The sequence below is a fragment of the Thalassospira sp. B30-1 genome, from assembly GCF_015767575.1.
GTDB classification, from domain to species: Bacteria; Pseudomonadota; Alphaproteobacteria; order Rhodospirillales; family Thalassospiraceae; genus Thalassospira; species Thalassospira xiamenensis.
In genome coordinates this window covers 4,763,524-4,788,531 of sequence record NZ_CP065232.1, presented here as the reverse complement: position 1 = coordinate 4,788,531, position 25,008 = coordinate 4,763,524, and the positions used below count along the sequence as shown (strand labels likewise).

At 52.9% G+C, this 25,008-nt stretch carries 26 protein-coding genes and 1 tRNA gene; 9 read left to right on the top strand and 18 right to left on the bottom strand.

Annotated elements, in window-relative coordinates; translation table 11 throughout:
• Positions 1–292: 292 nt before the first annotated feature.
• From rpsT to mutM, 3 genes are all read right to left on the bottom strand, one after another.
• On the bottom strand, positions 293–553 hold the full coding sequence (rpsT, locus tag IT971_RS22310; RefSeq protein WP_007088335.1) for a 30S ribosomal protein S20: 261 nt from the start codon (positions 551–553) through the stop codon (positions 293–295).
• A 176-nt stretch (positions 554–729) separates the two neighbouring features.
• A complete protein-coding gene (locus IT971_RS22305) occupies positions 730–1,506 on the bottom strand; it encodes an enoyl-CoA hydratase (protein WP_063092089.1) in 777 nt (258 codons plus the stop codon).
• Positions 1,507–1,673: 167 nt separating this feature from the next.
• Entirely contained in the window at positions 1,674–2,513 is an 840-nt protein-coding gene (gene mutM, locus IT971_RS22300; protein WP_063092088.1) for a bifunctional DNA-formamidopyrimidine glycosylase/DNA-(apurinic or apyrimidinic site) lyase, read from the bottom strand.
• A gap of 195 nt (positions 2,514–2,708) precedes the next feature.
• Between mutM and IT971_RS22295 the strand changes: the two genes are divergently transcribed.
• Positions 2,709–3,512 (top strand): TSUP family transporter, encoded by an 804-nt coding sequence (locus IT971_RS22295; RefSeq protein WP_063092087.1) that lies wholly within the window; start codon positions 2,709–2,711, stop codon positions 3,510–3,512.
• 80 nt (positions 3,513–3,592) lie between these two features.
• On the opposite strand, the gene IT971_RS22290 is transcribed toward IT971_RS22295, so the two are convergent.
• From IT971_RS22290 to aroA, 9 genes are all read right to left on the bottom strand, one after another.
• A complete protein-coding gene (locus IT971_RS22290; RefSeq protein ID WP_063092142.1) occupies positions 3,593–4,801 on the bottom strand; it encodes an MFS transporter in 1,209 nt (402 codons plus the stop codon).
• Between the two features lie 234 nt (positions 4,802–5,035).
• Positions 5,036–5,758, bottom strand: coding sequence for an orotidine-5'-phosphate decarboxylase (gene pyrF / locus IT971_RS22285; protein ID WP_063092086.1), 723 nt, complete (start codon positions 5,756–5,758; stop codon positions 5,036–5,038).
• Between the two features lie 134 nt (positions 5,759–5,892).
• Positions 5,893–6,207, bottom strand: coding sequence for a lipopolysaccharide assembly LapA domain-containing protein (locus IT971_RS22280; protein ID WP_063092085.1), 315 nt, complete (start codon positions 6,205–6,207; stop codon positions 5,893–5,895).
• 189 nt (positions 6,208–6,396) lie between these two features.
• Positions 6,397–6,672 carry an integration host factor subunit beta gene (gene ihfB, locus IT971_RS22275; protein ID WP_007088342.1) on the bottom strand — a complete coding sequence of 92 codons (276 nt, stop codon included), beginning with the start codon at positions 6,670–6,672 and terminating at the stop codon, positions 6,397–6,399.
• 73 nt (positions 6,673–6,745) lie between these two features.
• Positions 6,746–7,669 carry a signal peptide peptidase SppA gene (gene sppA / locus IT971_RS22270; protein WP_063092084.1) on the bottom strand — a complete coding sequence of 308 codons (924 nt, stop codon included), beginning with the start codon at positions 7,667–7,669 and terminating at the stop codon, positions 6,746–6,748.
• Positions 7,670–7,959: 290 nt separating this feature from the next.
• A complete protein-coding gene (locus tag IT971_RS22265) occupies positions 7,960–9,327 on the bottom strand; it encodes an IS1182 family transposase (protein WP_065701882.1) in 1,368 nt (455 codons plus the stop codon).
• Between the two features lie 125 nt (positions 9,328–9,452).
• Entirely contained in the window at positions 9,453–11,156 is a 1,704-nt protein-coding gene (rpsA, locus tag IT971_RS22260; protein WP_007088344.1) for a 30S ribosomal protein S1, read from the bottom strand.
• Between the two features lie 225 nt (positions 11,157–11,381).
• Positions 11,382–12,026 carry a (d)CMP kinase gene (gene cmk, locus IT971_RS22255; RefSeq protein WP_063092147.1) on the bottom strand — a complete coding sequence of 215 codons (645 nt, stop codon included), beginning with the start codon at positions 12,024–12,026 and terminating at the stop codon, positions 11,382–11,384.
• Positions 12,027–12,129: 103 nt separating this feature from the next.
• Entirely contained in the window at positions 12,130–13,476 is a 1,347-nt protein-coding gene (aroA, locus tag IT971_RS22250) for a 3-phosphoshikimate 1-carboxyvinyltransferase (protein ID WP_063092148.1), read from the bottom strand.
• A 346-nt stretch (positions 13,477–13,822) separates the two neighbouring features.
• Between aroA and IT971_RS22245 the strand changes: the two genes are divergently transcribed.
• The gene (locus IT971_RS22245; RefSeq protein ID WP_007088347.1) at positions 13,823–14,128 is read left to right on the top strand and encodes an FYDLN acid domain-containing protein; all 306 of its coding nucleotides are present in this window, start codon (positions 13,823–13,825) and stop codon (positions 14,126–14,128) included.
• A 100-nt stretch (positions 14,129–14,228) separates the two neighbouring features.
• Positions 14,229–14,304, top strand: a tRNA-Ala gene (locus IT971_RS22240).
• A 110-nt stretch (positions 14,305–14,414) separates the two neighbouring features.
• On the opposite strand, the gene IT971_RS22235 is transcribed toward IT971_RS22240, so the two are convergent.
• Both IT971_RS22235 and IT971_RS22230 read right to left on the bottom strand, forming a co-directional pair.
• Positions 14,415–15,389: a methyltransferase domain-containing protein gene (locus IT971_RS22235; protein WP_063092149.1), complete on the bottom strand. Its 975-nt coding sequence runs from the start codon at positions 15,387–15,389 to the stop codon at positions 14,415–14,417.
• A 46-nt stretch (positions 15,390–15,435) separates the two neighbouring features.
• The gene (locus IT971_RS22230; RefSeq protein ID WP_156487995.1) at positions 15,436–15,579 is read right to left on the bottom strand and encodes a hypothetical protein; all 144 of its coding nucleotides are present in this window, start codon (positions 15,577–15,579) and stop codon (positions 15,436–15,438) included.
• 120 nt (positions 15,580–15,699) lie between these two features.
• Between IT971_RS22230 and IT971_RS22225 the strand changes: the two genes are divergently transcribed.
• The 6 genes from IT971_RS22225 (at position 15,700) to IT971_RS22200 (ending at position 20,403) form a co-directional block, all read left to right on the top strand.
• Positions 15,700–16,131 carry a YeeE/YedE family protein gene (locus IT971_RS22225; protein ID WP_037989156.1) on the top strand — a complete coding sequence of 144 codons (432 nt, stop codon included), beginning with the start codon at positions 15,700–15,702 and terminating at the stop codon, positions 16,129–16,131.
• Between the two features lie 4 nt (positions 16,132–16,135).
• A complete protein-coding gene (locus tag IT971_RS22220; RefSeq protein ID WP_007088350.1) occupies positions 16,136–16,585 on the top strand; it encodes a YeeE/YedE family protein in 450 nt (149 codons plus the stop codon).
• A gap of 206 nt (positions 16,586–16,791) precedes the next feature.
• Positions 16,792–17,517, top strand: a complete 726-nt coding sequence (locus tag IT971_RS22215; RefSeq protein WP_063092150.1) for a gamma-glutamyl-gamma-aminobutyrate hydrolase family protein — start codon at positions 16,792–16,794, stop codon at positions 17,515–17,517.
• A gap of 192 nt (positions 17,518–17,709) precedes the next feature.
• Complete coding sequence (locus tag IT971_RS22210) at positions 17,710–19,380, top strand: adenylate/guanylate cyclase domain-containing protein (protein ID WP_063092151.1); 1,671 nt, start codon at positions 17,710–17,712, stop codon at positions 19,378–19,380.
• A gap of 236 nt (positions 19,381–19,616) precedes the next feature.
• The gene (locus tag IT971_RS22205) at positions 19,617–20,120 is read left to right on the top strand and encodes an Hsp20 family protein (RefSeq protein ID WP_007088353.1); all 504 of its coding nucleotides are present in this window, start codon (positions 19,617–19,619) and stop codon (positions 20,118–20,120) included.
• A gap of 16 nt (positions 20,121–20,136) precedes the next feature.
• Positions 20,137–20,403 carry a DUF1150 family protein gene (locus IT971_RS22200; RefSeq protein WP_007088354.1) on the top strand — a complete coding sequence of 89 codons (267 nt, stop codon included), beginning with the start codon at positions 20,137–20,139 and terminating at the stop codon, positions 20,401–20,403.
• A gap of 79 nt (positions 20,404–20,482) precedes the next feature.
• On the opposite strand, the gene IT971_RS22195 is transcribed toward IT971_RS22200, so the two are convergent.
• The 4 genes from IT971_RS22195 to IT971_RS22180 form a co-directional block, all read right to left on the bottom strand.
• Positions 20,483–21,235 (bottom strand): MBL fold metallo-hydrolase, encoded by a 753-nt coding sequence (locus tag IT971_RS22195; protein ID WP_223304948.1) that lies wholly within the window; start codon positions 21,233–21,235, stop codon positions 20,483–20,485.
• Between the two features lie 192 nt (positions 21,236–21,427).
• Entirely contained in the window at positions 21,428–22,918 is a 1,491-nt protein-coding gene (locus IT971_RS22190; RefSeq protein WP_063092153.1) for a PAS domain-containing methyl-accepting chemotaxis protein, read from the bottom strand.
• 183 nt (positions 22,919–23,101) lie between these two features.
• Positions 23,102–23,563 (bottom strand): YcgN family cysteine cluster protein, encoded by a 462-nt coding sequence (locus IT971_RS22185; protein ID WP_063092154.1) that lies wholly within the window; start codon positions 23,561–23,563, stop codon positions 23,102–23,104.
• A gap of 84 nt (positions 23,564–23,647) precedes the next feature.
• Positions 23,648–24,988, bottom strand: coding sequence for a cobyrinate a,c-diamide synthase (locus tag IT971_RS22180; protein WP_063092155.1), 1,341 nt, complete (start codon positions 24,986–24,988; stop codon positions 23,648–23,650).
• Positions 24,989–25,008: the final 20 nt, after the last annotated feature.

The following is a 25,008-nucleotide window of genomic DNA, read 5'->3' as shown; positions in this document are numbered from 1 at the left end:
CTGTCTTCCACCAAGTCTTGGAAGCGTACTCGCGCCTTTTGTTTTTTGGTTCTTCGTCTTTCGCCGCGTTGCGCGGCCAGCGAAGTCAAAACACTGTACTGATGCGATCCACATCAGGCAAGGCGATCTTTAACAGAACGTTAAAAGGATTTCGGCACCAAAACAGTCCTTTGTTTGTGCGGTTTTTTGCGATGCCGCAACCAAGGAACAAAAGGTGATTCGACGAAATCCGGGCAGCGAAAAGGCCGTGCTACAAGCACGGCCTTCGACTCGCCATCCCGTAAGGGATAAATTAGAGCGCTTTGACGCGAGCGGTCAGACGCGAGACCTTGCGAGCGACGGTGTTCTTATGCAGAACGCCGAGCTGCGCGCCACGCGCCATTTCCGGCTCTGCAATTTTCAGCGCAGCCAGAGCAGCATCTTTGTCGCCAACGTTCAGCGCAGCCTCGACCTTCTTAACGAAGGTACGAATGCGACCGATGCGTGCACCATTAACTTCTGCACGTGCGGCGTTGCGGCGAATGCGCTTCTTGGCCGATTTATGGTGAGCCATTGCGAACCTGTCTCTTAAAACAAATGTTACGTAATTCGGAGCGCGGCTTATAGCTCCGTCGGAAACCCTCGTCAACCCCCGATACCTTCAATCCCGGTGAATTTCCGCGGTTTACGACTCTTGACTGCTACAGGGCAGCAATACATCGCCGGTACCGGGGCAATAAGCCATCAGATTCAACGATGCTTGAAGTCCGGTTTTCTCTTTTCAGAAAAGGCTTTCATGCCTTCTGCACGGTCATCAAGGGCAAAGGTCGAATGGAATTCGCGACGTTCAAACATCAGCCCTTCCGTCAGGGTCATTTCATAGGACTTGCTGACACTTTCTTTGACCTTCATCGAAACAGGGCCAGAGAAAGAAGCGATTTTATCGGCCAGTTTCATGGCTTCTTCCAAAAGCGAGTCGGCCGGGACGACTCGCGCAACGAGTCCCGAACGTTCAGCTTCCTCTGCATCCATCATCCGACCGGTAAGACACATTTCCATTGCCTTGGATTTGCCAATGGCGCGAGTAAGGCGTTGTGTCCCGCCCGCACCGGGGATGGTTCCGATGGTGATTTCGGGCTGGCCAAACTTTGCGGTGTCAGCCGCAAGAATGATGTCGCACATCATCGCAAGCTCACAACCGCCGCCAAGCGCAAAGCCCGCTACGGCGGCAATAACCGGCTTGCGGCAGCTTGCCACCCGCGTCCAGCCCTTGGTGATGAAGTCGTTCTTATAAACATCCATGTAATCGTAATCGGCCATTTCCTTGATGTCGGCCCCGGCGGCAAAGGCCCGTTCCGATCCGGTAATGACGATGGCGCGAATGTTTTCATCATTTTCGAACTGATCAAACGCTTCACCGATATCGGTAATCAATGCCGCACAAAGTGCGTTCAGCGCCTGCGGGCGGTTAAGGGTAATCAGACCGACATTACCCTTAACCTCGGCAATGATGTTCTCGTAAGACATTCTGCTAATCCTTTGTCGGAGAATCGCGCCCACATTCAAAAGCAGGCCGATTCGGTCGAAACCATATTTTGATACTGTTTTACCGATTTTATTTACTGGCCGCAACCAAACCGGCAAGATCAAATGATAACCAGGTCGGTTTCCCGGTTCATATGCGGGTCAGGGATTTATTTCTGACATGTCGGGCAGAAGAAGGTTGATCGCCCTGCCTGTACGATTCGCCCGACGGTGCTGCCGCAACCATCGGCAAAGCAACCCTCACCCTCTCGGCCATAGACGCGGAAGCTGTGCTGAAAATAGCCAAGCTCGCCATTGGCCTGACGATGATCTTTCAGGCTCGATCCTCCGGCGGCAATCGCGTCCTCAAGAACCAACCGGATTTCCCGATAAAGACGTTCAATCTCGTCCGGTTTCAAATCCTTGGCCAAACGGTCCGGCGCGATGCCCGATCTGAACAATGCTTCGCATACATATATATTACCAAGTCCCGCAACCAATCGCTGATCAAGCAGCACCGTTTTGATCGGACTTGCGCGTTTGGCTATTCCCGCCGCCAGAACGGTCGCATTGAAACTGTTGCCCAATGGTTCCGGCCCAATATCGGCAAGCATCTTGTGGGTGTTAACCTCGTCCGCAGCAATCAGGGTGATGACACCGAACCGCCGCGGATCGGTAAACCGGACAACCGCGCCACTCTGCATGACAAAATCGACGTGATCGTGCTTTGCAGGGGCTGGAACCCGCACCAAGGGATCATCAAAAATCGTCATCCGGCCCGACATTCCAAGATGGACCAACAGAACCTGCCCGTCATCCAGATAGCCCAGGATATATTTTGCCCGACGGGTCAGCTGATTGATCCGGCGCCCCGCCATGCGCCCCACAAAATTTTCCGGAAATGGAAAACGCAGGTTTGGACGGCGTTGCACAACGTGATCAACCACGAAACCTTCCATCACCGGCGTCAGACCGCGTGTCACCGTTTCGACTTCAGGCAATTCAGGCATTGGAAAACTCGCAAAATGAATGGGTCAAACATATCTAGAACCCGGCCCGGTGATTGGCAAGCCAGCACACCAAACAACATTGTCGCCATTACAAAGTAACAATGGACGATAACCGCCAAGTACATATGATTGCGCCGTTTATTGCCACCCGGCCCGTCTGCCCCACCTTACGTGCCATCCACAGGATTTCAGTCAATGGAATTTGGCGTTGATCTTTTACTGATACTTTTTGCTGTCGCAGCCTTCGCCGGCATGGTTGATTCAATAGCCGGCGGCGGCGGATTGATTACCATCCCGGCCCTGCTCTGGGCGGGCATTACCCCGGCACAGGCTTTGGCAACCAACAAGCTGCAGGGCAGCTTTGGCAGCCTGACATCTTCAATCAACTTTATCCGTAAGGGTTATGTTGATCCGCGCGATATGGTACTGGCGATTGTCCTGACATTTGCCGGATCAGCACTTGGCACCGTGCTGGTACAGATGCTTGATGCCAGCATCCTGCTTAAAATCCTTCCGGCCCTGTTGATCCTGATTGCGCTTTATTTCCTTTTCTCGCCGCGCGTTGGTGACATTGACGCCCATCAGATCATCAGCAAGTCCGTATTTGCCTTTACGGCTGGATTTGGCATCGGCTTTTACGACGGCTTTTTCGGACCGGGTACCGGGTCATTCTTTTCCATCGCTTTTGTCGCCTTGCTTGGCTTCAACATGACAAAGGCAACTGCTCATACCAAGGTTCTGAACTTCACATCAAATTTTGCGTCACTGGTCATGTTCATTGCCGGTGGCGAAGTCGTCTGGATCATCGGAGCGGTTATGGCCGTCGGCTCTTTGATCGGCGCCCAGATCGGATCGCATATGGTGATGAAGGTCGGTGCACGGCTCGTACGCCCGCTTCTGGTTGTCACCTCTATCGCGATTTCGATCAAACTGATCATCGACCAGTACGGCAGCACCATCAGCCAGTATTGGGATCAGATGCAGGTTTGGACCGGATAAGGTTCTACATAGCTTATTTACAACACGACAAAGCCCGCCGAATGGTTTCCGGCGGGCTTTGTATTTGGTTCCGAAATCCGTCAGGCGCTGGCTGCGGTTTCGATAAAGGCCTCGTCCCGGCGATCAATCAGGTGGCTCCAGACTGCAAACACTAAGGCAATCACCGCAATCCCGGCACCAAGCCATGGGATATCCTGATAGGAAACGCCCTGTGTAATCGCGATACCGCCAAACCAGGCACCAGAAGCATTACCAAGATTGAAGGCCCCCTGATTAAGGGTCGATGCAAGATTGGGTGCCTCCGTGGCTTCGTTAACCACCCGCATCTGAAGCGGCGAAACCAGTGCAAAGGAAACCACCCCCCAGACAAAAACCGTTACCACAGCAGGGATCACATTGGTGATGGTTTCAGCAAATACGGCAAGTATCGCAATCAGGAGAACAAACGTCGCAATGATCGCGGGCATCAGGCGCCAATCCCCCAGACGGCCACCGATATAGTTGCCTATCGTCAAACCGGCACCGAACAGCAACAGAACATAGGTCACCTGCCGTGCCGAAATGCCGGTGATGTTCTGCAACATCGGGGTGATATAGGTAAACACGCTGAACATGCTGGCAGAAGCCAGAACACTGATCGCCATGGCAAAGATAACCTGGGTTTTCGCCAGAGCCCGGGCTTCGGCAATCAAGCTACCGCCCGATGCGGCGATTTTACGCGGCAAACAGAAATAAAGTGCCACAGCCGCAAAAACCCCGATCCCGACAACCGCCCAGAAAGTCGAACGCCAACCAAGTTCCTGACCAAGTGCCGTGCCAAACGGGACACCAAGAACATTCGCCAATGTCAGACCGGAAAACATCAAGGCAATGGCCTGTACCCGTTTATGTGGCGCAACAAGATTTGCCGCAACAACAGCCCCCAGACCAAAGAATGCCCCATGGCAGAATGCGGTCACAACACGGGCCGCCATCAAAAGCCAGTAGTCCGGTGCCATCGCACACAGGAAATTGCCGAAAATGAAAATTGCCATCAGCATCAGCAAGGCATGACGACGATCCATTTTTGACGTCGCAATCGCCAGAAACGGCGCGCCAAACGTAACACCCAACGCATAACCGGTAACCAGCAACCCGGCATCGGGAATACTTACACCAAGATCTGTCGCCACATCCGGCAACAATCCCATGATAACAAATTCGGTCGTGCCGATCCCGAAGGATGCGAGCGCAAGAGCAAGGATCGGAAGGTTTCCAAAGAAACCATTACGGGCAGCAGCAGTTATCATGATCAGGATGTCCAGGGGTGCATCGCACCAATGCGGGATAATGTCGGGCGACAAGTTTCGGACGTGTTTGCGAAGCGCTTTAATCAGCCGAAAGCTTGAAACGATTCAATTCTGCGTGCAGCGCACAAATTCCACCATCGCGAAATTGGCATAAAAACTATGCGGTTACGTCACAACTGAAACAGGCCCGGTTGAACACCGGACCTGCGTGAATTACAAAATGGATAAATCGGATCAGGAGAGTTCTGCAACAATGCGTTTTGCGGCCACAACCGGGTCATCAGCTTTGGTAATCGGTCTACCAATCACCATCACATCCGTTCCCATCGCCATGGCATCGTGCGGCGTGACAATGCGTTTCTGATCATCTGTACTTGCCCAGGTTGGCCGAATGCCCGGTGTGATCAATTTGAAATCAGGTCCACATGCCGCACGTGCCGCTGTAATTTCCTGTGCGGAACAAACAACCCCGTCCAGACCGGCCTTCTGGGTCAATTCGGCAAGTTTGACAACACGATCACTGATCGGTCCCCTCAGACCAACATCATCGAGGTCAGCCTGATCCAGACTGGTCAGGATCGTTACCGCGATAACCCACGGCGCGTTAACACCTGCTTTGTCGGCGGCTTCACGTGCGGCTTCACCAGCACGTTTCATCATCTCAAGGCCGCCCGTGGCATGAACATTCACGATCCTGAGGCCAAGCGGCGTTACCGCACGCACGGCACCAGCAACGGTATTGGGAATGTCGTGATATTTGACATCCAGAAAAATCGGCAGCCCGGCTTTTGCGACTTCACGCACGCCCTGCGGGCCGTGGGCCGCAAAGAATTCCTTGCCAAGCTTCGCCCCACCAATCACTCCGCACAAACGAGAAGCCAGATCAACTGCATGTGCAAGATCAGTGGTGTCGATGGCGCAAAAAATACGGTCTTGGGGGGCTATAGCTTGGGTCATGGGTCCTCCGGCGGGCTGGAATTTCATGATTGGCCCACGAAGTTGCGGCGGACCGGGCATGACTTAGCCGATTTTAACCGAAATACCAACCCGAAATAGGCACAATATTGGCCCGCGCGTCGCAGTCTTTCCTGTCAGGACGCTTTCTGCTGGCTGATCACCTTGTTGTCATTTGGCGTGTCGTTGCCGGTTTCTTCCGGGCGCAATCGACGCAATTCTGTATCCATGCGCTTGACCGCACGACGATGCTTGCCATGCACCAGCCATTCATATGTCAAGCCGATACCAAGCCCGATCAACAGTGCAACCATGATCGGCAGGAAAAGCGGCATATCGACTTCATAGGGTAACGGCCACAACGACAATGTCACCAACGCCCGGTTCGACACGGCAAAAATCGCAATCAGGATCGCAAGCGGAATGGAAATGATCCAATAGAGAATGCGCATTTTAACTCCTGGTGCCGACGGGCAAAAAGGCATGGTGTCATAGCCCACACATCAGACAAGCCAAAGCATGGACCCGATATGGTCAAACGGAAATATTTTCAAATGACTTTACAGCCACCGTGAAAACCCGGCAGGCTTGGTTTAACGCAGTTCGCATACGAACAGCAAGCCGCTCAAAACGGTAAACTGTCAGTTAAGACGCTCGCGCAGCTGCTTCCCGGTTTTGAAATAAGGAACCTTTTTCTCGCCCACAGGCACAGCCTCACCGGTACGCGGATTGCGTCCGACCCGGGAATCACGCTGTTTCACGGAAAATGCGCCGAAGCCGCGCAGCTCAACCCGATCCCCGCGTGCCAGAGCCTCGGTAATTTCGTCAAAGATCGTCGCCACGATCCGTTCCACATCGCGCTGATACAGATGCGGGTTCATCTCGGCCAGCCGGGCGATCAGTTCTGATTTTGTCATATTCAGGCCCCATCCTGTTCGTTCTGACAGATATCCAATCAACCAAAGGTTAGATTACGTCACGTCGGCGCTTTCACTCAGGTTGCCAGACAGTCAGCAACCCGTCAAGTTTAAGCCCCTCAGATGACAGCATTTTTCCGATATTTCCCTCGAATAACACCGTCATGAGGGAGTCATCCGGATAATCGATTTCAAGCGGCACAACTGCCACATCGGGTGCAACACCCTTTTCATCCTGCAGCCAACGCAAAGCTTCGCGTCGACCACCAATTTCGTCGATCAGACCGTTCGCAACGGCCTGCTGACCGGTATAAACCCGACCATCGGCCAATTTCCGTACGGTATCGGTATCCATGCCGCGTCGTTCAGCGACCATGTCGACAAACACGCCAAACATGTCTGAAATCAGGCTTTCCATAGCCGTTCGCGCGGCATCGTCCGTCGGTTCAAACGGGTTTGGCACGGCTTTCAGGGGGCCGCTTTTAACCGTTAGCGGCTCGACACCAAGCTTTTCCAGCGTGCCGTTGAAATTCATCGACTGGAAAATCACACCAATCGATCCCGTCACCGTCCCGCGATGGGCGACAATATGATCGGCGGCAATGGCGGCCATATAACCACCCGATGCGGCCACGGTTCCCATTTCAGCAACGATCGGTCGGGTTTCACCAATCCGGCGCAGGCTTTCAAACAGCGCCTCGCCACCGACCATGGTGCCACCGGGGCTGTTGATATGGACAATTACACCTGCGACATCGCTGTCTTCTTCAATCTCCTCCAGCGCATCCAGAAGATAGGGATCTTCTGTAATCACCCCTTCGATGTTCACCTCGACAATGCGCGGACCAATATTGCCCCATACGGCGTCACTTGCGCCGCTGCGTGCAAAGGCGATCACGATGGCAATGATGACGGCAACGACCGCCAGGACCCGCCAGCGGAAAATCGATTTTTTCAAACGTCGACGATCAAGAAGGATATCGGCATCAAGTGCCATTTAATGTGCCCCGGTATTCAGTATGAACTAACAGCTTCAAAAACCTGCCTTTTCAAATGGTTTTTCTTCATTCGCTTGGCAAGGACAAAAACTGTTTGAAACCAAAATTCTCGCTAAAAAATGACACGGCGACGGCAAAGTCGCGTCCAAACGGGGAATTTTGAACAAAATTGATAAAAAAACGGGCCGTGCAATGCACGACCCGTCAGACCGCTGACAAACCCCGTCATATTTTGGCGGGGTTTTTCTTTTAGAGGTGTTTGAAAGCTGGCTTGAGTGTGCCGAGGGGATTATGCCTCGGCGATTGGCCCCTTGGGGCCCAAAGCCAGGGCTATTTTCTTGATGTTTTGGGCGGCGGCGGCCAGCAGACATTGGCATTTGACATTGATCAGTCCCCGGAACCTTGCATATCGATGACCGTGAAGCTGTTTGGCATCTGCAAAAGAGCGTTCGACCGTCTCTTTTCGGCGCTTGTAAACCCGCTTGCCCCACTCTGTCAGACGATAGGCGTCAGCCCGGTCTCTGGCGTCTTGCCAGACATGGCGCGTGACAGTTTTTCGCTGGTGGGCATTGGCGGTACAGGAAGCCAGCACAGGACAGGTGCGGCATTTTTCCGGGTCGCTGTGATAATGGCGGTATCCATTTCGGTCGGTTGTCGCATAAGACAGAAGCTGACCTTCGGGGCAGCGATAAGCATCACGTTCAGGGTCATAAACGTATTTGCGTTTGGGGATGTAGCCTTCCCGAAGGTTCGGGCGGCGATAGCCCGTCACGCCAAGGATGTCACGATCTTCAAGGCCTTTGGCAATCGCGGCGGTCGCATAGCCCGCATCCAGTCCGACGGCGATAACATCAAGGTCAAAACGCTGCCTTTGTCGGTCAAGACGGTCGAGATAGGGAATGCTGTCATGCAGATTGGCCGGGGTGGCGTAACTGTCGGTAATGATCCCAAGCTTGCCATCGACCGTGCGGTGATCGAGATAGAAAAAGCCCTTGGGCTTACCGTCGCGCACCATATATCCGCTGTCGGGATCGGTTCGGCTGATCTTGGTTTCTTTCTCAACCGGCTGGCGTTCTTTGGCTTTGAGCGGCTTTTTCGCATGAGCCGTCCGGTCTTCCTCAATCGCCAGATCCAGATCATCCCAATAGGCCGCGCGCGATTTGGCAACCACTTCGCGGTCCCATTTGTTCTTGTTGGCATCGGCCTTCAAATGCGTGCTGTCGGTATAGAGAACCTTGCCATCCACCAGCCCGTGCCTGATCGCCTGCTCGACGATCTCGTCAAAAATATCCTGCGCAACACTGGCATCATGATATCGACGCCGCCGGTTCTGCGACAGGGTCGAGGCATCAAAGACCTTGTCGGTCAGCTTGAGTTGCAAAAACCAGCGATAGGCGACATTGACCTCAATCTCCCGCACAAGCTGGCGCTCCGAGCGCACGCCAAACAGATAGCCAATGAACAGCGCCTTAAACATCATCACCGGATCAAGGGCGGGACGGCCATTGTTCGCGCAGTACAAATCGGCCACGCGCGCATGGATAAAACTGAAATCGATCACGGCATCGATCTTACGAAGCAAATGATCGCTGGGGACCAAACTGTCGAGTGTCACCATCTCTAGTTCGGTTTGATGTGGGCTGGGTTTCTTAAGCATTCCCCATTGAATCAAAAGTCCCCGCCAATGGCGAGGACTTTGTCAGCAGTCTGACGGGCCGTGCAATGCACGACCCGTCTTCATGATCTGCCGTCGCAGACCCTGTTTGATCAGGAACAGATGCCTTATTCGGCACCTTCCTGTTTCTTGCGAAGTGCTTCGCCAAGGATATCACCAAGCGATGCACCGCTGTCAGCCGAACCATAATCCGCCATGGCTTTCTTCTCGTCAGCAACTTCAAGAGCTTTGACCGAGAGGGTAACCTTGCGGGTTTTGGCGTCGATCGTGGTCACACGCGCATCGACTTTCTCGCCAACTGCGAAACGTTCCGGACGCTGGTCCGAACGGTCACGTGCGAGTTCAGCCTTGCGGATGAAGCCTTTAAGATCGGTGCCACCAACAGCAACCTCGATACCACCATCGTTAACTTCGGTGATTTCACAGGTTACGGTTTCGCCGCGTTTGATGCCGGTAACGGCTTCTTTGAACGGGTCACCCGAAAGCTGTTTGATACCAAGCGAGATGCGTTCTTTCTCGACGTCAACGTCAAGAACCTTGGCTTTGACGATGTCACCTTTTTTGTATTCTTTGATGACTTCTTCACCAGCGCGGTCCCATGACAGGTCCGAGAGGTGCGCCATACCGTCGATACCGCCCAGAAGGCCAATGAACAGACCGAATTCGGTGATGTTCTTGACTTCGCCTTCGATCTCGGACTCGACCGGATGAGCGGCCAAGAAGGCATCCCACGGGTTCGAGGTGCACTGCTTGAGACCAAGCGAAATACGGCGTTTCTGTGCATCGACGTCGAGCACCATGACTTCGACTTCCTGCGAGGTCGAAACGATTTTGCCCGGGTGGATGTTTTTCTTGGTCCAGGACATTTCGGAAACGTGGACCAGACCTTCGACACCAGCTTCGAGTTCGACGAATGCGCCGTAATCGGTGATGTTGGTGACACGGCCTTCGAATTTCGAACCGACCGGGTATTTGGCTTCGACACCTTCCCACGGGTCAGCTTCAAGCTGTTTCATGCCAAGCGAGATACGCTGGGTTTCGCTGTTGAAGCGGATAACCTGGACCTTGACGGTCTGACCGATCTGAAGGGCTTCAGACGGATGGTTGATACGCTTCCATGCGATGTCGGTGACGTGCAGCAGGCCGTCAACACCGCCGAGATCGACGAATGCGCCGTAATCGGTGATGTTTTTGACAACACCGTCAAGAACCTGACCTTCCTGGAGGTTCTGGATCAGTTCGGCGCGCTGTTCAGCACGGGTCTCTTCGAGAACGGCACGACGCGAAACCACGATGTTACCGCGCGAACGATCCATTTTCAGGATCTGGAACGGCTGCGGGTTGTTCATCAGCGGGGTAACGTCGCGAACCGGACGGATGTCAACCTGGCTGCCCGGCAGGAATGCCACGGCGCCCGACAGGTCGACAGTGAAGCCGCCTTTAACACGACCAAAGATGGTACCGTCGACGCGTTTGCCTTCGTTGAACTGTTTTTCCAGCTCGACCCAGGCTTCTTCGCGACGCGCTTTTTCGCGCGACAGAACGATCAGGCCATCTTTGTTTTCATAGCGATCGACATAAACATCAACGGTATCGCCGATATTAACGTCGCCTGCGCCAAATTCTTTAAGCGGCACGCGGCCTTCGGACTTCAGACCCACGTCGACGATTGCATCGTCGTCGGTGGTTTTGACGACCGTACCGGTCATCACGCGGCCAATAAAGCCCTCGTCTTCAGAACCGAGGCTTTCGGCCAGCAGGGCGGCGAAATCTTCGCCGGTGGAGAATTGTGCTTGTTCAGCGGTTGTCATTAAAGAGACTTCCTTTCGAGTGTATCGTCACTATTCCGGCCAATCGGTTGTATCCGATGGTCTTGCCACAAAATCGCGGCGGGTTTTTGCCAATCGATGTCCCGATCCCGTTCGCGAAAAACCAAACGGTTTTCCATAGACGAAAAGGTGAACGCACATGTCGTTCACCTTAGGGTAACAACCCCTGAGATCGTTCTGTCGCTTGACGGTTAAAACGCCCGTGTGTCAGTCATTCTCGCCCATATGGGTCCGAATATGCGCCATGACTGCATTAAACACCGCATCAGCATTCAGACGATCCGTATCGATGTGGATTGCGTCCGATGCCATCTTGAGCGGCGCAACGTCCCGCGCACTGTCTCGAGCATCCCGTTCTTCAAGCTCCTTGAGAACGCGCTCGTATATAGCAGCGGGATTTTTTTCCTGCAACTGTTTGAACCGACGGTTTGCACGTTCTTCGACACTGGCCGTCAAATAGAACTTGATCGGGGCATCCGGACAGACAACCGTGCCAATGTCACGACCATCAAGAACAGCACCACGTTTGCCATCAGGCGGGCTGCTGGCAAGGTTGCGCTGAAAAGCTAGCAACACCGCGCGAACCTTTGGAATCGCTGCAACTTTTGATGCGGCACTTCCAACTTCTTCGCTACGAAGCTCTTCACTCTCAAGATCGTCGGCACCAAGTTTTTCTGCCACCCCGACCGCTGCATCCTCGTTCGAAGGATCAAGCCCAAGCGCCAAAACCTTTGCGCCCGTTGCCCGGTATAAAAGTCCGGTATCAAGGTAGGCATAGTCCATTGCTGCAGCGACTCGACGCGCCAAAGTACCTTTTCCCGATGCTGCCGGTCCGTCAATTGCGATGATCATGCGCGGGTGCCCCTGTTTGTTTTGATGTCACTTAATACTTGTGTGCCAATAACGGCATTACGAGCCCCGGTATGTGAATAGAGAAGCCTGCCCGCGAAACAGATTACGAACCAGCCGGGGCAAGGTTGGCCCCAAGTTCGCGCATCAGCGCTTCGAAACTCGGAAAACTGGTCGCAATCGGGTTGGCATCATCAACCGCAACCGGATCATTCGCGCCCAGTCCAAGAACAAGGAACGACATGGCAATGCGATGATCAAGGTGGGTCTCAACCATGCCGCCACCCGGCACATCGCCACCCGTAACAATAAGGTCGTCACCTTCGATACGATGAATGATCCCGTTTGCTGCCAGACCCGCGGCCACAGCGGCAAGACGATCCGATTCTTTAACCCGCAATTCTTCAAGTCCGCACATTCGGGTTTCACCCTGCGCATAAGCAGCAGCAACAGCCAGCACCGGATATTCGTCAATCATTGATGGCGCGCGTTCTGCTGGCACAACAATGCCGGTCAGGCGATTTTTACCACTAACAACAAGATCACCGATGGTTTCACCGGCTTCTTCACGTTCGTTAGCAATCGTAATGTCACCGCCCATTTCAATAAGCGTCGTGATCAGGCCGGTCCGCAATGGGTTTAAACAGACATCACGGATGGTAACCTGTGATTCCGGATTGATCAAAGCCGCCACCAGCGGAAATGCCGCCGAGCTCGGATCTGTGGGAACCACAATATCAGCCGCCTTCATTTCAACCGGGCCGGTCAGGCTGACCGTGCGGCCGCCATCGTCATTGATGCTGACATCAACATCGACACCGAAATGACGCAACATGCGTTCGGTATGATCACGCGATGGTTTCGGTTCGATCACTGTGGTCGTTCCGGCGGTATTCAAACCGGCAAGCAACACGGCCGATTTTACCTGCGCGGATGCCATCGGCAGCGTATATGTCACCGGTTTTGCTTCATCGGTTCCAATGACGGCCATCGGCGGGCGACCACGTTCACGCGTGATGAATTGCGCACCGAATTCAGCAAGCGGGTCGGCAACACGCCCCATCGGACGTTTGCAAAGCGACGCATCACCGGTAAAGAAAGTGGTGATCGGATGGGTCGCAACAATCCCGGCCATCAGGCGAATACCGGTTCCCGCATTGCCCATGTCAATGACGCTATCGGGTTCCCGCAAGGCGCCAACCCCGACACCAGTCACATGCCAGGTCCCGTCATTATCGCGATTAACGGTCGCGCCAAGCTTGCGCATGGCTTCTGCGGTTGCCAGTACATCTTCACCTTCGAGCAGGCCGGTAATTTTCGTTTCACCAATGGCAAGACCGCCAAACATCAGGGAACGATGGGAAATTGATTTGTCGCCGGGAACCCGGATATCGCCTTTAAGCGCACGGGACTTCAGCGATTGAAGCGGACGTTTGGTCTGCGAAGAGCTCATCGGGCCTGCCTGTCTATGTCTTGTTGTGACCATCAAATAATCGTTTTCCGACCATTGAACCGTACCTTGATGCCGCCGCAAGTCCAGGCGCAAATGGTACGTTCGATTGCCGGGGGGCAAACACGTATCATATGCGCTTTTGACGCACCAGTATCGAAGCCAAATTTTGCTTGAAGCTTATGGCGGTGCGTAGCGCAGAATCCCGCCTTTTTGAGGCTTGGAATAAAATCGGACAATTTCCTTTTGACAAGCCCGCCCCAAGATGGCAATTGGGCCAACTAGAAGAAGGTGAATTCGGCCTTCAACCCATTCTTTGATGAAACGGTATTTAAGAGGGTTTGCCGTAATGTCAGCACGCGGTAAGAAACGTCACTGCCAAGCCTGCGGTACCAAATACTATGATTTGAATCGTACGCCGGTCGTGTGCCCCAAATGCGCAACCCCGGACGGGGTGACCAAAATCAAGAAAGCCGCGGTTGCAAAGCCGAAGCCGGAAGAAGACGAAGATCTTGATGATGACGTCGATCTCGATGACGACGTCGACACCGATATTGATGACGATATCCTTGAGGATGCGTCTGATCTTGGTGAAGATGACGATGATCTTGGCGAAGTTCTCGAACATGTCGAAAGCGACGAAGACGACCGCTAGGATTTTTTAAAAATAGGTCTTGCCAAGATTTGGTGAACCTTCTAAATATCGCCCGCGCCGCAACGGAAACACTCAAAATCGTTGCGACGCGGACTAAAATGGGGCCGTAGCTCAGTTGGGAGAGCGCTACAATGGCATTGTAGAGGTCGTCAGTTCGATCCTGATCGGCTCCACCATCAAAACCCGTCGCCTAAAGCGACGGGTTTTGTCGTTTCAGTATTCTTTTCCCAAATGAAAAGGCCGTCCAAAGGACGACCTTCAAAAGCGTCTGGATGCAAAATACTGCTTAGTGCACGGTGCGATCGATTGAACGCTCCGGATCGGGAAGATGTCCAAAACCATCAAGCAATTCGGCGATACCATCTCCTGCACGAACCACCATAATACGGCCTGAAACAGGGTTCCCCTTTTCCTGTCGCAAAATTCCAATCACATCGGCAATGACTTTGAACTGGCAATCTTTCAACCAGTCATGAATTGCCTGTTCATGATGGCGGAACCTTTGCCCCGGCCCAAGATCGAACGGGAATGTGTCACCATGTTCAAGTGAGAAAACCATCAATCCACCTGGTACAATCCGCTCGTGGGCAGCCCGCAGCGCAGGGACAAGATCGCCAAGATAATTCAGAACATCAGCAGCAACCACCAAGCCATAGTCGCGATCAAGCGCATCAGGCAAATCCGTGATGTCCCCGGCAATCAGATTTCGATAAAGACCCTTTGCCTTTGCCCGGTTAATCATGCGCGGCGATAGATCGACACCGTCAATCACGTCAACATGGCCCGCAAAAACGTCCGCGACCAATCCTGTACCGCAACCAAGATCAAGAACCCGCAACGGGCGCAACAATTCCGGCAAGTATGGCCGGATGGCTTCAAAAAGAAGCTCCGGCCCACGATAGGCCAAGCGATCCCGCAACGAGATTTCAAAACGTGGTGCATAGTCGTCAAACAGGGCCCGAACATAATCAGGCGGCAAGCGATCGCGCATGGCAACCGCACCCAGCAAAGTCAGTCGAACTTCGGCTCCCATACGGTCAACCGGATCAAGAGCAAGGCACTGACGAAAAGCTTCGATCGCATTTTCGTGCTGTCCCATGCGTTCGAAAATATCGCCCAGCACAAAATGTGCTTCTTCCCAATCGGGATCAGCCGAAATTGCCGCCCGGGTCACATCGATTGCGGCCTCGGTATCATTCTGCCCGACAAGCGCCAGCGCGACATCAAGCCGCCGACTGGCCAACAAACGATCTTTGCTCATGTATATGAAGAAATCCGAAAAGGCTCCGGCCAAATGACCGGCAGCATCAAAACTCGATCATCGCTATATCAGCTGAATCCGCGCTTTTGGCAATATGGATAATATCATTTAAAATCAGATGTTTATCTAATTTTATCGCTTTTGCACGCTGCAAAATCATTTTATCTGGTCCCTCTGCATCAGAATTCACGACAAACTTCGCAGTTGATGAATAGTCTTGGATGATCCGGGCGATCACCAGAATAACTTGATTAAAACATAATGTATTAATATAAATATTTACCTCAACCTCTTGCTGCCGGGAAACAAGATGGAAAACTTTACGCCTTATTCCGCACTTCTGGGTGGTGCGCTGATCGGACTGGCTTCAGGCCTTTACCTTTTGCTCAATGGCCGCATTGCAGGCATCAGCGGCATCCTTGGAGGCCTGCTTACCAGCAAAGGCCCGACATCGGGTCGCGTTGAAAAACTTGCCTTTATCTCTGGCATGATCATTGCTCCAATGATCCTGTTGGCCCTCACCCCGATCAATGCCCAAAGCATTGTAAGCGCTTCATGGCCGGTCATTATTGCAGCCGGCTTGATCGTCGGGTTTGGCACGAGACTTGGCAGTGGCTGCACCAGCGGACACGGAATTTGCGGCCTGTCGCGTCTGTCAGCACGATCAATGGTCGCCACCCTGTGTTTCATGGGCGCGGGCATGGCCAGTACCTTTGTCATTCGTCATGTTATCGGGGGCTAAATCAATGCGTATTCTTGCTTCTGCTTTCTGTGGCGCCCTGTTCGGCTTGGGCCTAATCATTTCGGGGATGACAGACCCCCAAAAGGTTCTTGGTTTCCTTGATATCGCAGCGATCCAGACCGGAAACTGGGACCCCAGCCTTGCGTTCGTCATGGCGGGTGCCCTTGTTATCGCATTCCCGATATTTCGCTTTGCCCAATCCCGCAGAACTGCCATTTGCGGCGGGACAATAGAACTGCCGAAACGACGCGACATTGACCGCAATCTGGTTATTGGCGGGCTATTGTTCGGCATTGGGTGGGGCATGGTTGGCTATTGCCCGGGTCCCGCGATTAGTGCGCTTGCCTTTGGGCATATCGAAACAATCATTTTTGTGATCGCGATGATCGCCGGAATGATCGTGCATAAACTGATGATGAACACATTGGATCAGGCCGCAATCGCGCAAAAATAGCGAAAACCTTAACCTTTATGGCAAGTGCGCCACGCAAACCAGCCATACGCCACAAATTGCCATTCGCAGGGAAATCAATCTGTTAGCATTCAAAATTTGTGGCGACTAGTCTGGAAAGCCTGAAATCTTGCTGCAACATGCTTGTCTTTGCAGCGACACTGGCATATGTGCAAAACAACATCACAGTATGATTTCAAAGGCCTCGCATGAAAATCGGCATTCTTGAAACCGGTCTTGTTCCGGAAGAACTTCGCGATGAATTCAAAAGCTATCCATCCATGTTCGAAACCATGCTTGGCGCATTGGATCCCGAGCTTGCCTTCCAGACCTGGACTGTACTTTTGGATCAATTCCCCGAAGACCTGAATGCCGTCGATGCCTGGATTGTGACCGGATCAAAGCATGGTGTTTATGAAAACGAACCCTGGATGATCCGTTTGCAGGAATTGCTTCGCGATATCGTCGCCGCACAAATTCCTGTTTTCGGGGTCTGCTTTGGTCACCAGATTCTGGCAGCCGCCCTTGGTGGCACGGTCGTCAAATCTGACAAAGGCTGGGGTATTGGTGTTCATGAATACACCACCAGCAAAACGGCCCCGATCTGGCTTGGAAATGCGCCAGCCAAGTTCAAGCTGAACGCATTCCATCAGGATCAGGTGATAGAATTGCCCGAAGGCGCAAATGTTTGGGCAAGCTCCGAATTCTGCCCCTATGCCGCTATTCAATACGGCGAAACCGCTGCTTCGATCCAGCCGCATCCGGAATTCCAGCGCCCCTATGAAGAAGCATTGCTGAAGGCACGATACACATTGTTGCCCGAAGACGTACATTCAAAGGCAACCAAGTCACTTGACGAAAAGCTTGATAGCCAACTGTTTGCCAAATGGATGCTCAATTTCCTGCGGGGTAATCGGGCGGTTAAAGCCGCCTGACCCAGGATCGGGAAGGCATTATCCCCTTATAACGGACCGCGGCATTTCGATGGCGGTCCGTTTTGCGTTTTAAGATATAGTGATGCATGCGCAACCGGCTGGAAGTTTTCAGAACATTCCGCAATACGATTTGTTTATGATTGCGCCTGATACTGGACTTTAGCAAAATTTCTGCCAGTAAAATGGAATGCCATGATCCAGAATTTACGGCTTTATTCCGGTCTGACGCTGTTTGCATATGTCTTCATGCATCTGATCAATCAGGCCGCTGGCATCATTTCGCCCGAAGCAATGGAAGCCATCGTCCCGGTTACAACCGGTATCTGGCAATTCCCACCGCTGGAAATTCTTCTTTTATGCGCTGCGATCACGCATTTCCTTCTGGCGACAGCGCGACTGACCAGCAGGCGCTCCCTGCGCCTGCGCAAATCCGAATGGACACAGATGATCCTTGGTCTGTGCATTCCATTTCTATTGTTCCGCCATATCATCGCAACGCGGATCATCGACCTCGGATTTGGTGTCGATTCCGCGTTTGAACGTGTTTTGCTTGATCTTGCCGTGTTTATTCCGAGCCAGGGCGTATTGCATGCAATCGCTGTGATTGTCGTCTGGACCCATGGTTGTATCGGTATTCATTTCTGGCTGCGATTAAAGCCATTTTACCCGCGTTGGCGCGGTGTGCTTAGCGCATCAGCAGTACTTGTCCCGACACTGGCACTGGCCGGATTTGGCGCGGCATCCGCTGAAATCATTCGCCGGACCGAAGAAGGCGGACGCAAATATGTTTTTGGTGTTCTGGATGCCGCAAACGTCAATGACGCGGCAGTAAAATTTTATGAAAATGCACTTCTCCCAGGCACGATAATTGCCATTTCTCTGGCTTTGGCACCCTTTGTCGTGCGGCAAATTCGCCAGACCGTTGATCGCATCAAACGCGGACCGATGCTATCGATGCCCAACGGCAAGCTGATCCGCGTCGCCCCCGGGGCAACGGCACTTGAAGCCCTTCGCGATGCCGGTGTGCAGATGGCATCGGTTTGTGGCGGACATGGTCGTTGCACGACATGCCGCATCCATTGCGGATCGGGCATTGATCAGCTTGCAGCCCCCGGCAAGATCGAAGCAGCCGCGCTTGAGAGCATCCACGCGCCGCGTGGTATGCGATTGGCCTGCCAGATCAAGCCGGTAAACGATCTTGCGGTTGCGCCGTTATTGCCGCCGAACGCCACCGCACAGGATGGACGCCGCCCCGGCGGTTTGTCCGGTAGCGAACGTCAGGTTGTTTCCATATTCACCGACCTTCGGGATTCGACACGTTTGGGCGAAAAGAAAATGCCCTACGATGTACTGTTCATACTGAACCAGTTTTTTGCCGAAATGACAGAAGCCTTACGCGAAAGTGGCGGGCTCTATGCCCAGTTCACCGGTGATGGCCTGATGGCGCTTTACGGTCTTGATACGGACGATACGGAAACCATGATCCGTGATGCCCTTCACGGGGCGGCGGGGATGTTGCGCCGAATCGAAAATCTGAATGAACATTTGAAATCAGAGCTTCCGCATACATTGCGCATCGGTATTGGCATTCACATGGGCGAAGCGATTGTTGGCGAAATGGGGCCACCCGGCCGCGAAAACATCAGCGCCATCGGCGACACGATCAATACGGCGGCAAGACTGGAAAGCCAGACCAAAAAGCATGGTGTGCCGTTGGTGATATCAAAGGCAATTTTCGACCATGGGCCGATTCCATTACCTGAAAATGCGGTGATGCATGAAGTGGCCTTGCGCGGAAAGGATCAGACTGTTGCCTACTATGCACTGGAAAATATGCCCGAACTGCCGGAACGCGTTGTATGATCATCTCTGATCGGTCATGATCTGCGTATTACACAGGTCTGATATCGCATATTCCCAAGGTTTCCGCGGTTACAGTATCAATCCGGGTCTTGACTATGCGATAGAAAACCACATTTATTCGATTAGATAGATATGTCTGATGCCGAACGGGTCGGGTCAGATGTTCAGACGCCCGAAACGCCAAAAGCGTGGGGTCTGGTCGATATCACACTCGCTCTACTGAGGAGGTGCTGCCTATGTCACGAATTTCAATGTTTAACAGTCCGCTGCTGTTGGGGTTTGACCAGATCGAACGTGTTCTTGATCAGGTTTCCAAAACCAAGGCAGAAGGCTATCCGCCTTATAATATCGAGCAAATCGGCGAAAACCATCTGCGTATCACGGTCGCGGTCGCAGGATTTGCCGAAGACGATCTGTCGGTAACGACTGAAGACAACCAGTTGATTATTCGTGGCAAGCATCAGGAAGACGACAGCAACCGCATCTATATCCATCGCGGTATAGCATCCCGCCAGTTCCAGCGTTCCTTTGTACTGGCCGAGGGTATTGAAGTTGTTGGCGCCCATCTTGATAACGGACTTTTGCATGTGGATTTGAACCGTCCGGTTCCTGAACCGGTTGTACGTGAAATTGCGATCAACTCTGCCAAGAAGAAAGCCGTCTCGTCACGCACCATAGATATGACCGTCGATGCTGAAAATGGCGCAGACGCGGTCGAAGATAAAAGCCGCAAGGCGTAACAAGGAGAGTGGTTTTATGAGCAATCGCATCTCAGACCATGAGACCAAAGAAACCCGCGGCGCGGAACAGGATTTGAACCTGCTTTCGTCTGGTGATTTTGCCATGCTTGGCATTCACGATTTTGCTTATGTGCGCGCGATGGCCAATCCCGAAGACGAAAGCAACGAAACGGTCTTTGGGGTATTTACCGCGGATGGTACCCATATCGCATCGTTCGAAAGTCAGGCCGTAGCCCATGCGGCAATCCGCCAGCACGACATGGACCCGCGTTCGGTTCACTAAGACGACCCGATCAGGATATCTCGGAAATCAGAAGGCAGCCGATGGGCTGCCTTTTTGCTGGGTTTGCTGAGGCGTCACCCTAACGGATTTCGATCACTTCGCCAGGTACGGCAACCCGTACCTGCGGATTTTCGCGCAGAAGTTCGGCGATCTCGCGTCTTACATTACGTTTGATGTGATAGAGCCAGAAACGTGATCCGGGCATATCAGATGCCAATTGCAGAACAGTTTCCAAATCGCAGTGCGCGGCATGTTTTGGATCATGCTTGGGCAAATATGTTTCCTGAAACACCAGATCAGCAGCGGTAAAAAGCGCTGTAGTATCGGCTGTCACGTTACCGTCACCGGAATAGGCAAAACCCTTATTCTCGAAACGCAGCAAAATTGCATGGTTCTGAACGCTGTGATCGGAACGGGCAAATTTGGTTTCGAACGGACCTATCTGCGTGGTTTCCGGCACCGCATGCCAGATAATTTCAAACGGCCACGCACTTCCAAGCCCGGCAAAGCCAAGCTCCATGATCTTTTCCAGATGATTGCGTACCGCAGGTGTCGCGATGATATGGATCGGCTTTGATCGACCGTCATCGCGCCAGTTCAGCATAACCGGCACCAGTCCGAAAACGTGATCGGGATGCATGTGGGTGAAATAAATCGCATCAATGGCATCCGGATCGGGAAACTTGCGCATCAGCAATCCGGGCACCGTTGCCCCACAGTCAATCATCAACCGATAGCCATTTGCACTCACCACGACGGATGAGTTTTCAAAGGCGGGATCGAATGCCTCGCCAACACCCAGAACATCTATGCGCATATATTCACTCGACATTCCCTGTCACCGCGCTGTTTGCGGATCATTTGCAATGAGTGTCTATTTTTGCTGAGACAGTGAACATTAGGCAAGCTGTTCAGATTTGTTTTCGCGATAAAGTCTCAAAACCGTCACCGCACAAACAAAACTGGACGGCCGAATGCATCGGCCATCCTGCAGTTCGATACATCTGTATAGGAAATCAGACGGTTAACGCGCCAGGACTTCCGCAGCCTTACGGGTTCGACTGACCGAGTCGGCGACCATACCCGTGGTGGACTTGATGTTATCAAGGTTCCGGGCAAGACCGTCAACCGCACCTGCCATCATGCGCATGTTTTCCGAAACGCCTTCGGTCACCGCACTTTGTTCCTCAACCGCCGAGGATATGTTGGTGACACTGTCCCTGACCGTTTCCACCGAATGACGAATGGTTTCAAGGGCACCGACAACCTCTGACGAGATCGACTGAATGCCTGAAATTTCATCGGAAATCTGCTCGGTCGCACGAGCGGCCTGATTGGCCAGGTTCTTGACCTCGTTGGCAACAACGGCAAACCCCTTGCCAGCATCGCCCGCACGCGCGCTCTCTATCGTCGCATTCAATGCCAGAAGGTTGATCTGCCCGGCAATATTCTGAATGACTTCAACGATGCTCCCCATTGACTCGACAACCTCCGCCATACGCTGGGTCGAGCTGTTGGCGCTGATCGTCTGATCAAATGCGCGCTCTGTTTCGTCACGAGACTGCGCCATACTACGCGAAATTTCTGCAATTGATGCCGCCATCTGCTCGGCACTGGCCGCAACGGTCTGCACCGTATGCGAGGTTTCCTCGGATGTGCTGACACTTTGATTGGCCGAATTGCCCAAAGCGGCGATGTTACTATCGATCTCGGTAAAGTTCTGATCGATCATGGTCTTGAGCTCAAGCAACAGAAGGGTTTGCTCGGTAATATCTGACGCGAACTTGATCACCTTGAAAGGCTTTCCAACCGGATCAAGCACCGGGTTATAGGACGCCTCAATCCAGATTTCCTTGCCGCCCTTGCCGACGCGTTTGAATTGGCCCGTATGGAAATTCCCGGTTTTCAGGGTTTCCCAGAACGAGCGATATTCGGCAGAGTCACGATATTCTGGCTCAACAAACATGCTGTGATGCTTGCCGATAATTTCATCGAGTCTGTATCCCATGGCATCAAGAAAATTCTTGTTTGCCTTAAGGATAATGCCGTTCAGGTCAAACTCGATCACGGCCTGCGATTTTTCCATCGCGTCAAAGACACTTTGCAAAACCGCACGCTCAACGCGACGCGCTGTAATGTCGGATGCAAATTTGACGACCTTCGTCGGCTTTCCGTCTTTGCCAAGAATCGGGTTGTAAGTCGCTTCAAGCCATATCATCTCGCCATTTTTGCGCACACGCGGCACAGCACCCGACGAGAATTTACCGCTGCGAAGCTGTTCCCAGAATTTCCGGTATTCTTCGCCATTACTGATTTCACGCGGGACAAACATCGAATGATGCCGACCAACAATTTCCTCCAGCGAGAAACCCATTGTTTTCAGGAAATTATCATTGGCCGTCAGAATCTTGCCATCAATCGAAAACTCGATAACAGCCATCGACAGGCTCAGCGCATTTACAATCTGCTGACCTTCCTGCGACCTGTCATTACTGAAAAGTGACGCAAAACCCATCCGAATGTCTTTCTTGTGTTGCCCGGGTTTCTAACTGAAGACCCGGTCATTTAAAGGCCTGTATAAAAACAAAACGAACAATTCCGCATATACTGCGCAATTGTTCGGATCACAGGATATCTATACCGATGAAGTAATCAATCACCTATTTTAGCATAGGTGAACATACTTTGGATTATACGTTCAAGCTGGCCATTTAACAATATATCGGGTCAGATCAGGGTGGGCGTCATCCTCTGAGATCACCATTCCCTTGATCGACATTCCCGCCGCGATCGTTGAGTCTGCGCGTCCTGTAATTAGTGGGTGCCAGTCAGGTAATCCTTTTCCTTCGGCCATCAAACGATAGGCACATGTCGATGGCATCCAGGACAATGTCGCGACGTTTTCCTGCGAAAGTTGCACACAGTCAGGCACATGCTGGGTTCGATTTGGATAATCCTTGCAGCTGCAGGTTTCGCAATCGAGTAATCGACAGGCTACCGAGGTATAATAAACAAAGTCGGTATCCTCATCCTGCAGCTTATGCAGACAGCATTTGCCACATCCGTCGCAAATGGACTCCCATTCCTCGGTAGTCATTTCATCAAGCGTCTTGGTTTCCCAAAACGGTTCATTCCCTGTCTCAACCGTCGGCTCTGTCATCGTCTCTCTCGTCCGGCATCATTTTATTATTTTTGGATTATAGCATATGGCGGACTTCCAAACCGCAAAGATCACCAATCGAAGCTACTGGCAGATCAGATGAAAGAACGAGCCGAAAACACTGCCCTTCATCAAACCGGCACTGCCAAGGTCACCACCAGTTGCCGTGGCCATGTTTCCAAGGGGCGTACCATCGGCTTTGATCGTCGAGGCATAGTGAAACTCGTGCCCGCGAAGAACGGTCCCAACCGGCCCCAAAGCTGTTGCCCCGGACAAAACCAGTGTTCGATATCCCAAATGCAGCTTGCGATCAGCAAAGCTCGTCACAAGGGGCAAAAGCCCAAGCATCTGGTGATGTTGGCCAGTTGCATCAATCAATGCCTCGCCCAGTATCATATAGCCACCGCATTCGCCGTAGATCGGGATATTTCTGACTGCCATCGCCGCGATTGCCGCTTTGAAATTTCCCGCATTCGCCAGTTGTTCACCATGCAGTTCCGGATAACCGCCCGGCAGATAGACCGCGTTCGCCCCATTGCTTGGGGTTTCATCGGCAAGCGGGGAAAAGAACGATAATTCCGCCCCCTGACGGCGCCAGTCTTCAAGAAGATGGGGATAGGCAAAGGCAAAAGCCGTATCCCGTGCGATGGCGATATGCTGCCCCAATGGCGGGATACCGATGCCAACCGCATCCGAACCATCACCAGCCCCCACCGCAAGTTTCCGCCCGCGTACCAGACCGATCAACTGATCAAGATTGACATCCTCGGCAATAATCCCGGCCGCCTGATCAAGAAACACATCAAGCGCGTCATGTTCGCCTGCCTGCACAAGGCCAAGATGCCGTTCGGGCAGCGATAATGCATCACTGCGCCGGACCGCCCCGATCACAGGAATTTCCGGAAGATGTTCGCGGCACGCCGTTTCAATCATCATACGATGCCGATCACTGCCAACCCGGTTCAGGATCACAGCCGCAATTTTCACATCTTTGCGAAAGCCGGCGAACCCGGCGATCACCGCGGCAGCCGATGCCGACTGCCCCTTGACGTCAATAACCAGCACCACAGGCCAGTTCATCATCGCCGCAAGATCGGCCGTTGACCCACTGCCGTCCGCTGCCCCGTCAAACAACCCCATCACACCTTCGCAAAGAAGAAGTGACTTCTCCCCGGCCTGCCGCTGGGCAAGCGCAACGATCTGATCACCGGACATCGCCCAAGGATCAAGATTGATACATTTTTCTCGGCATGCAGCGGCCTGAAATGCCGGGTCTATATAGTCCGGTCCGGTTTTCGCCGCCGCTACACGAACACCCCGATTGGCAAGTGCACGCAAAAGGCCAAGCGTCAGAACCGTCTTGCCGCTATTTGACGAAGGTGCGGCAATAATCAGGCCCGGAAGCTGCATTGCAGATAATTCCATATTCTTCCGATTTCCCTGAA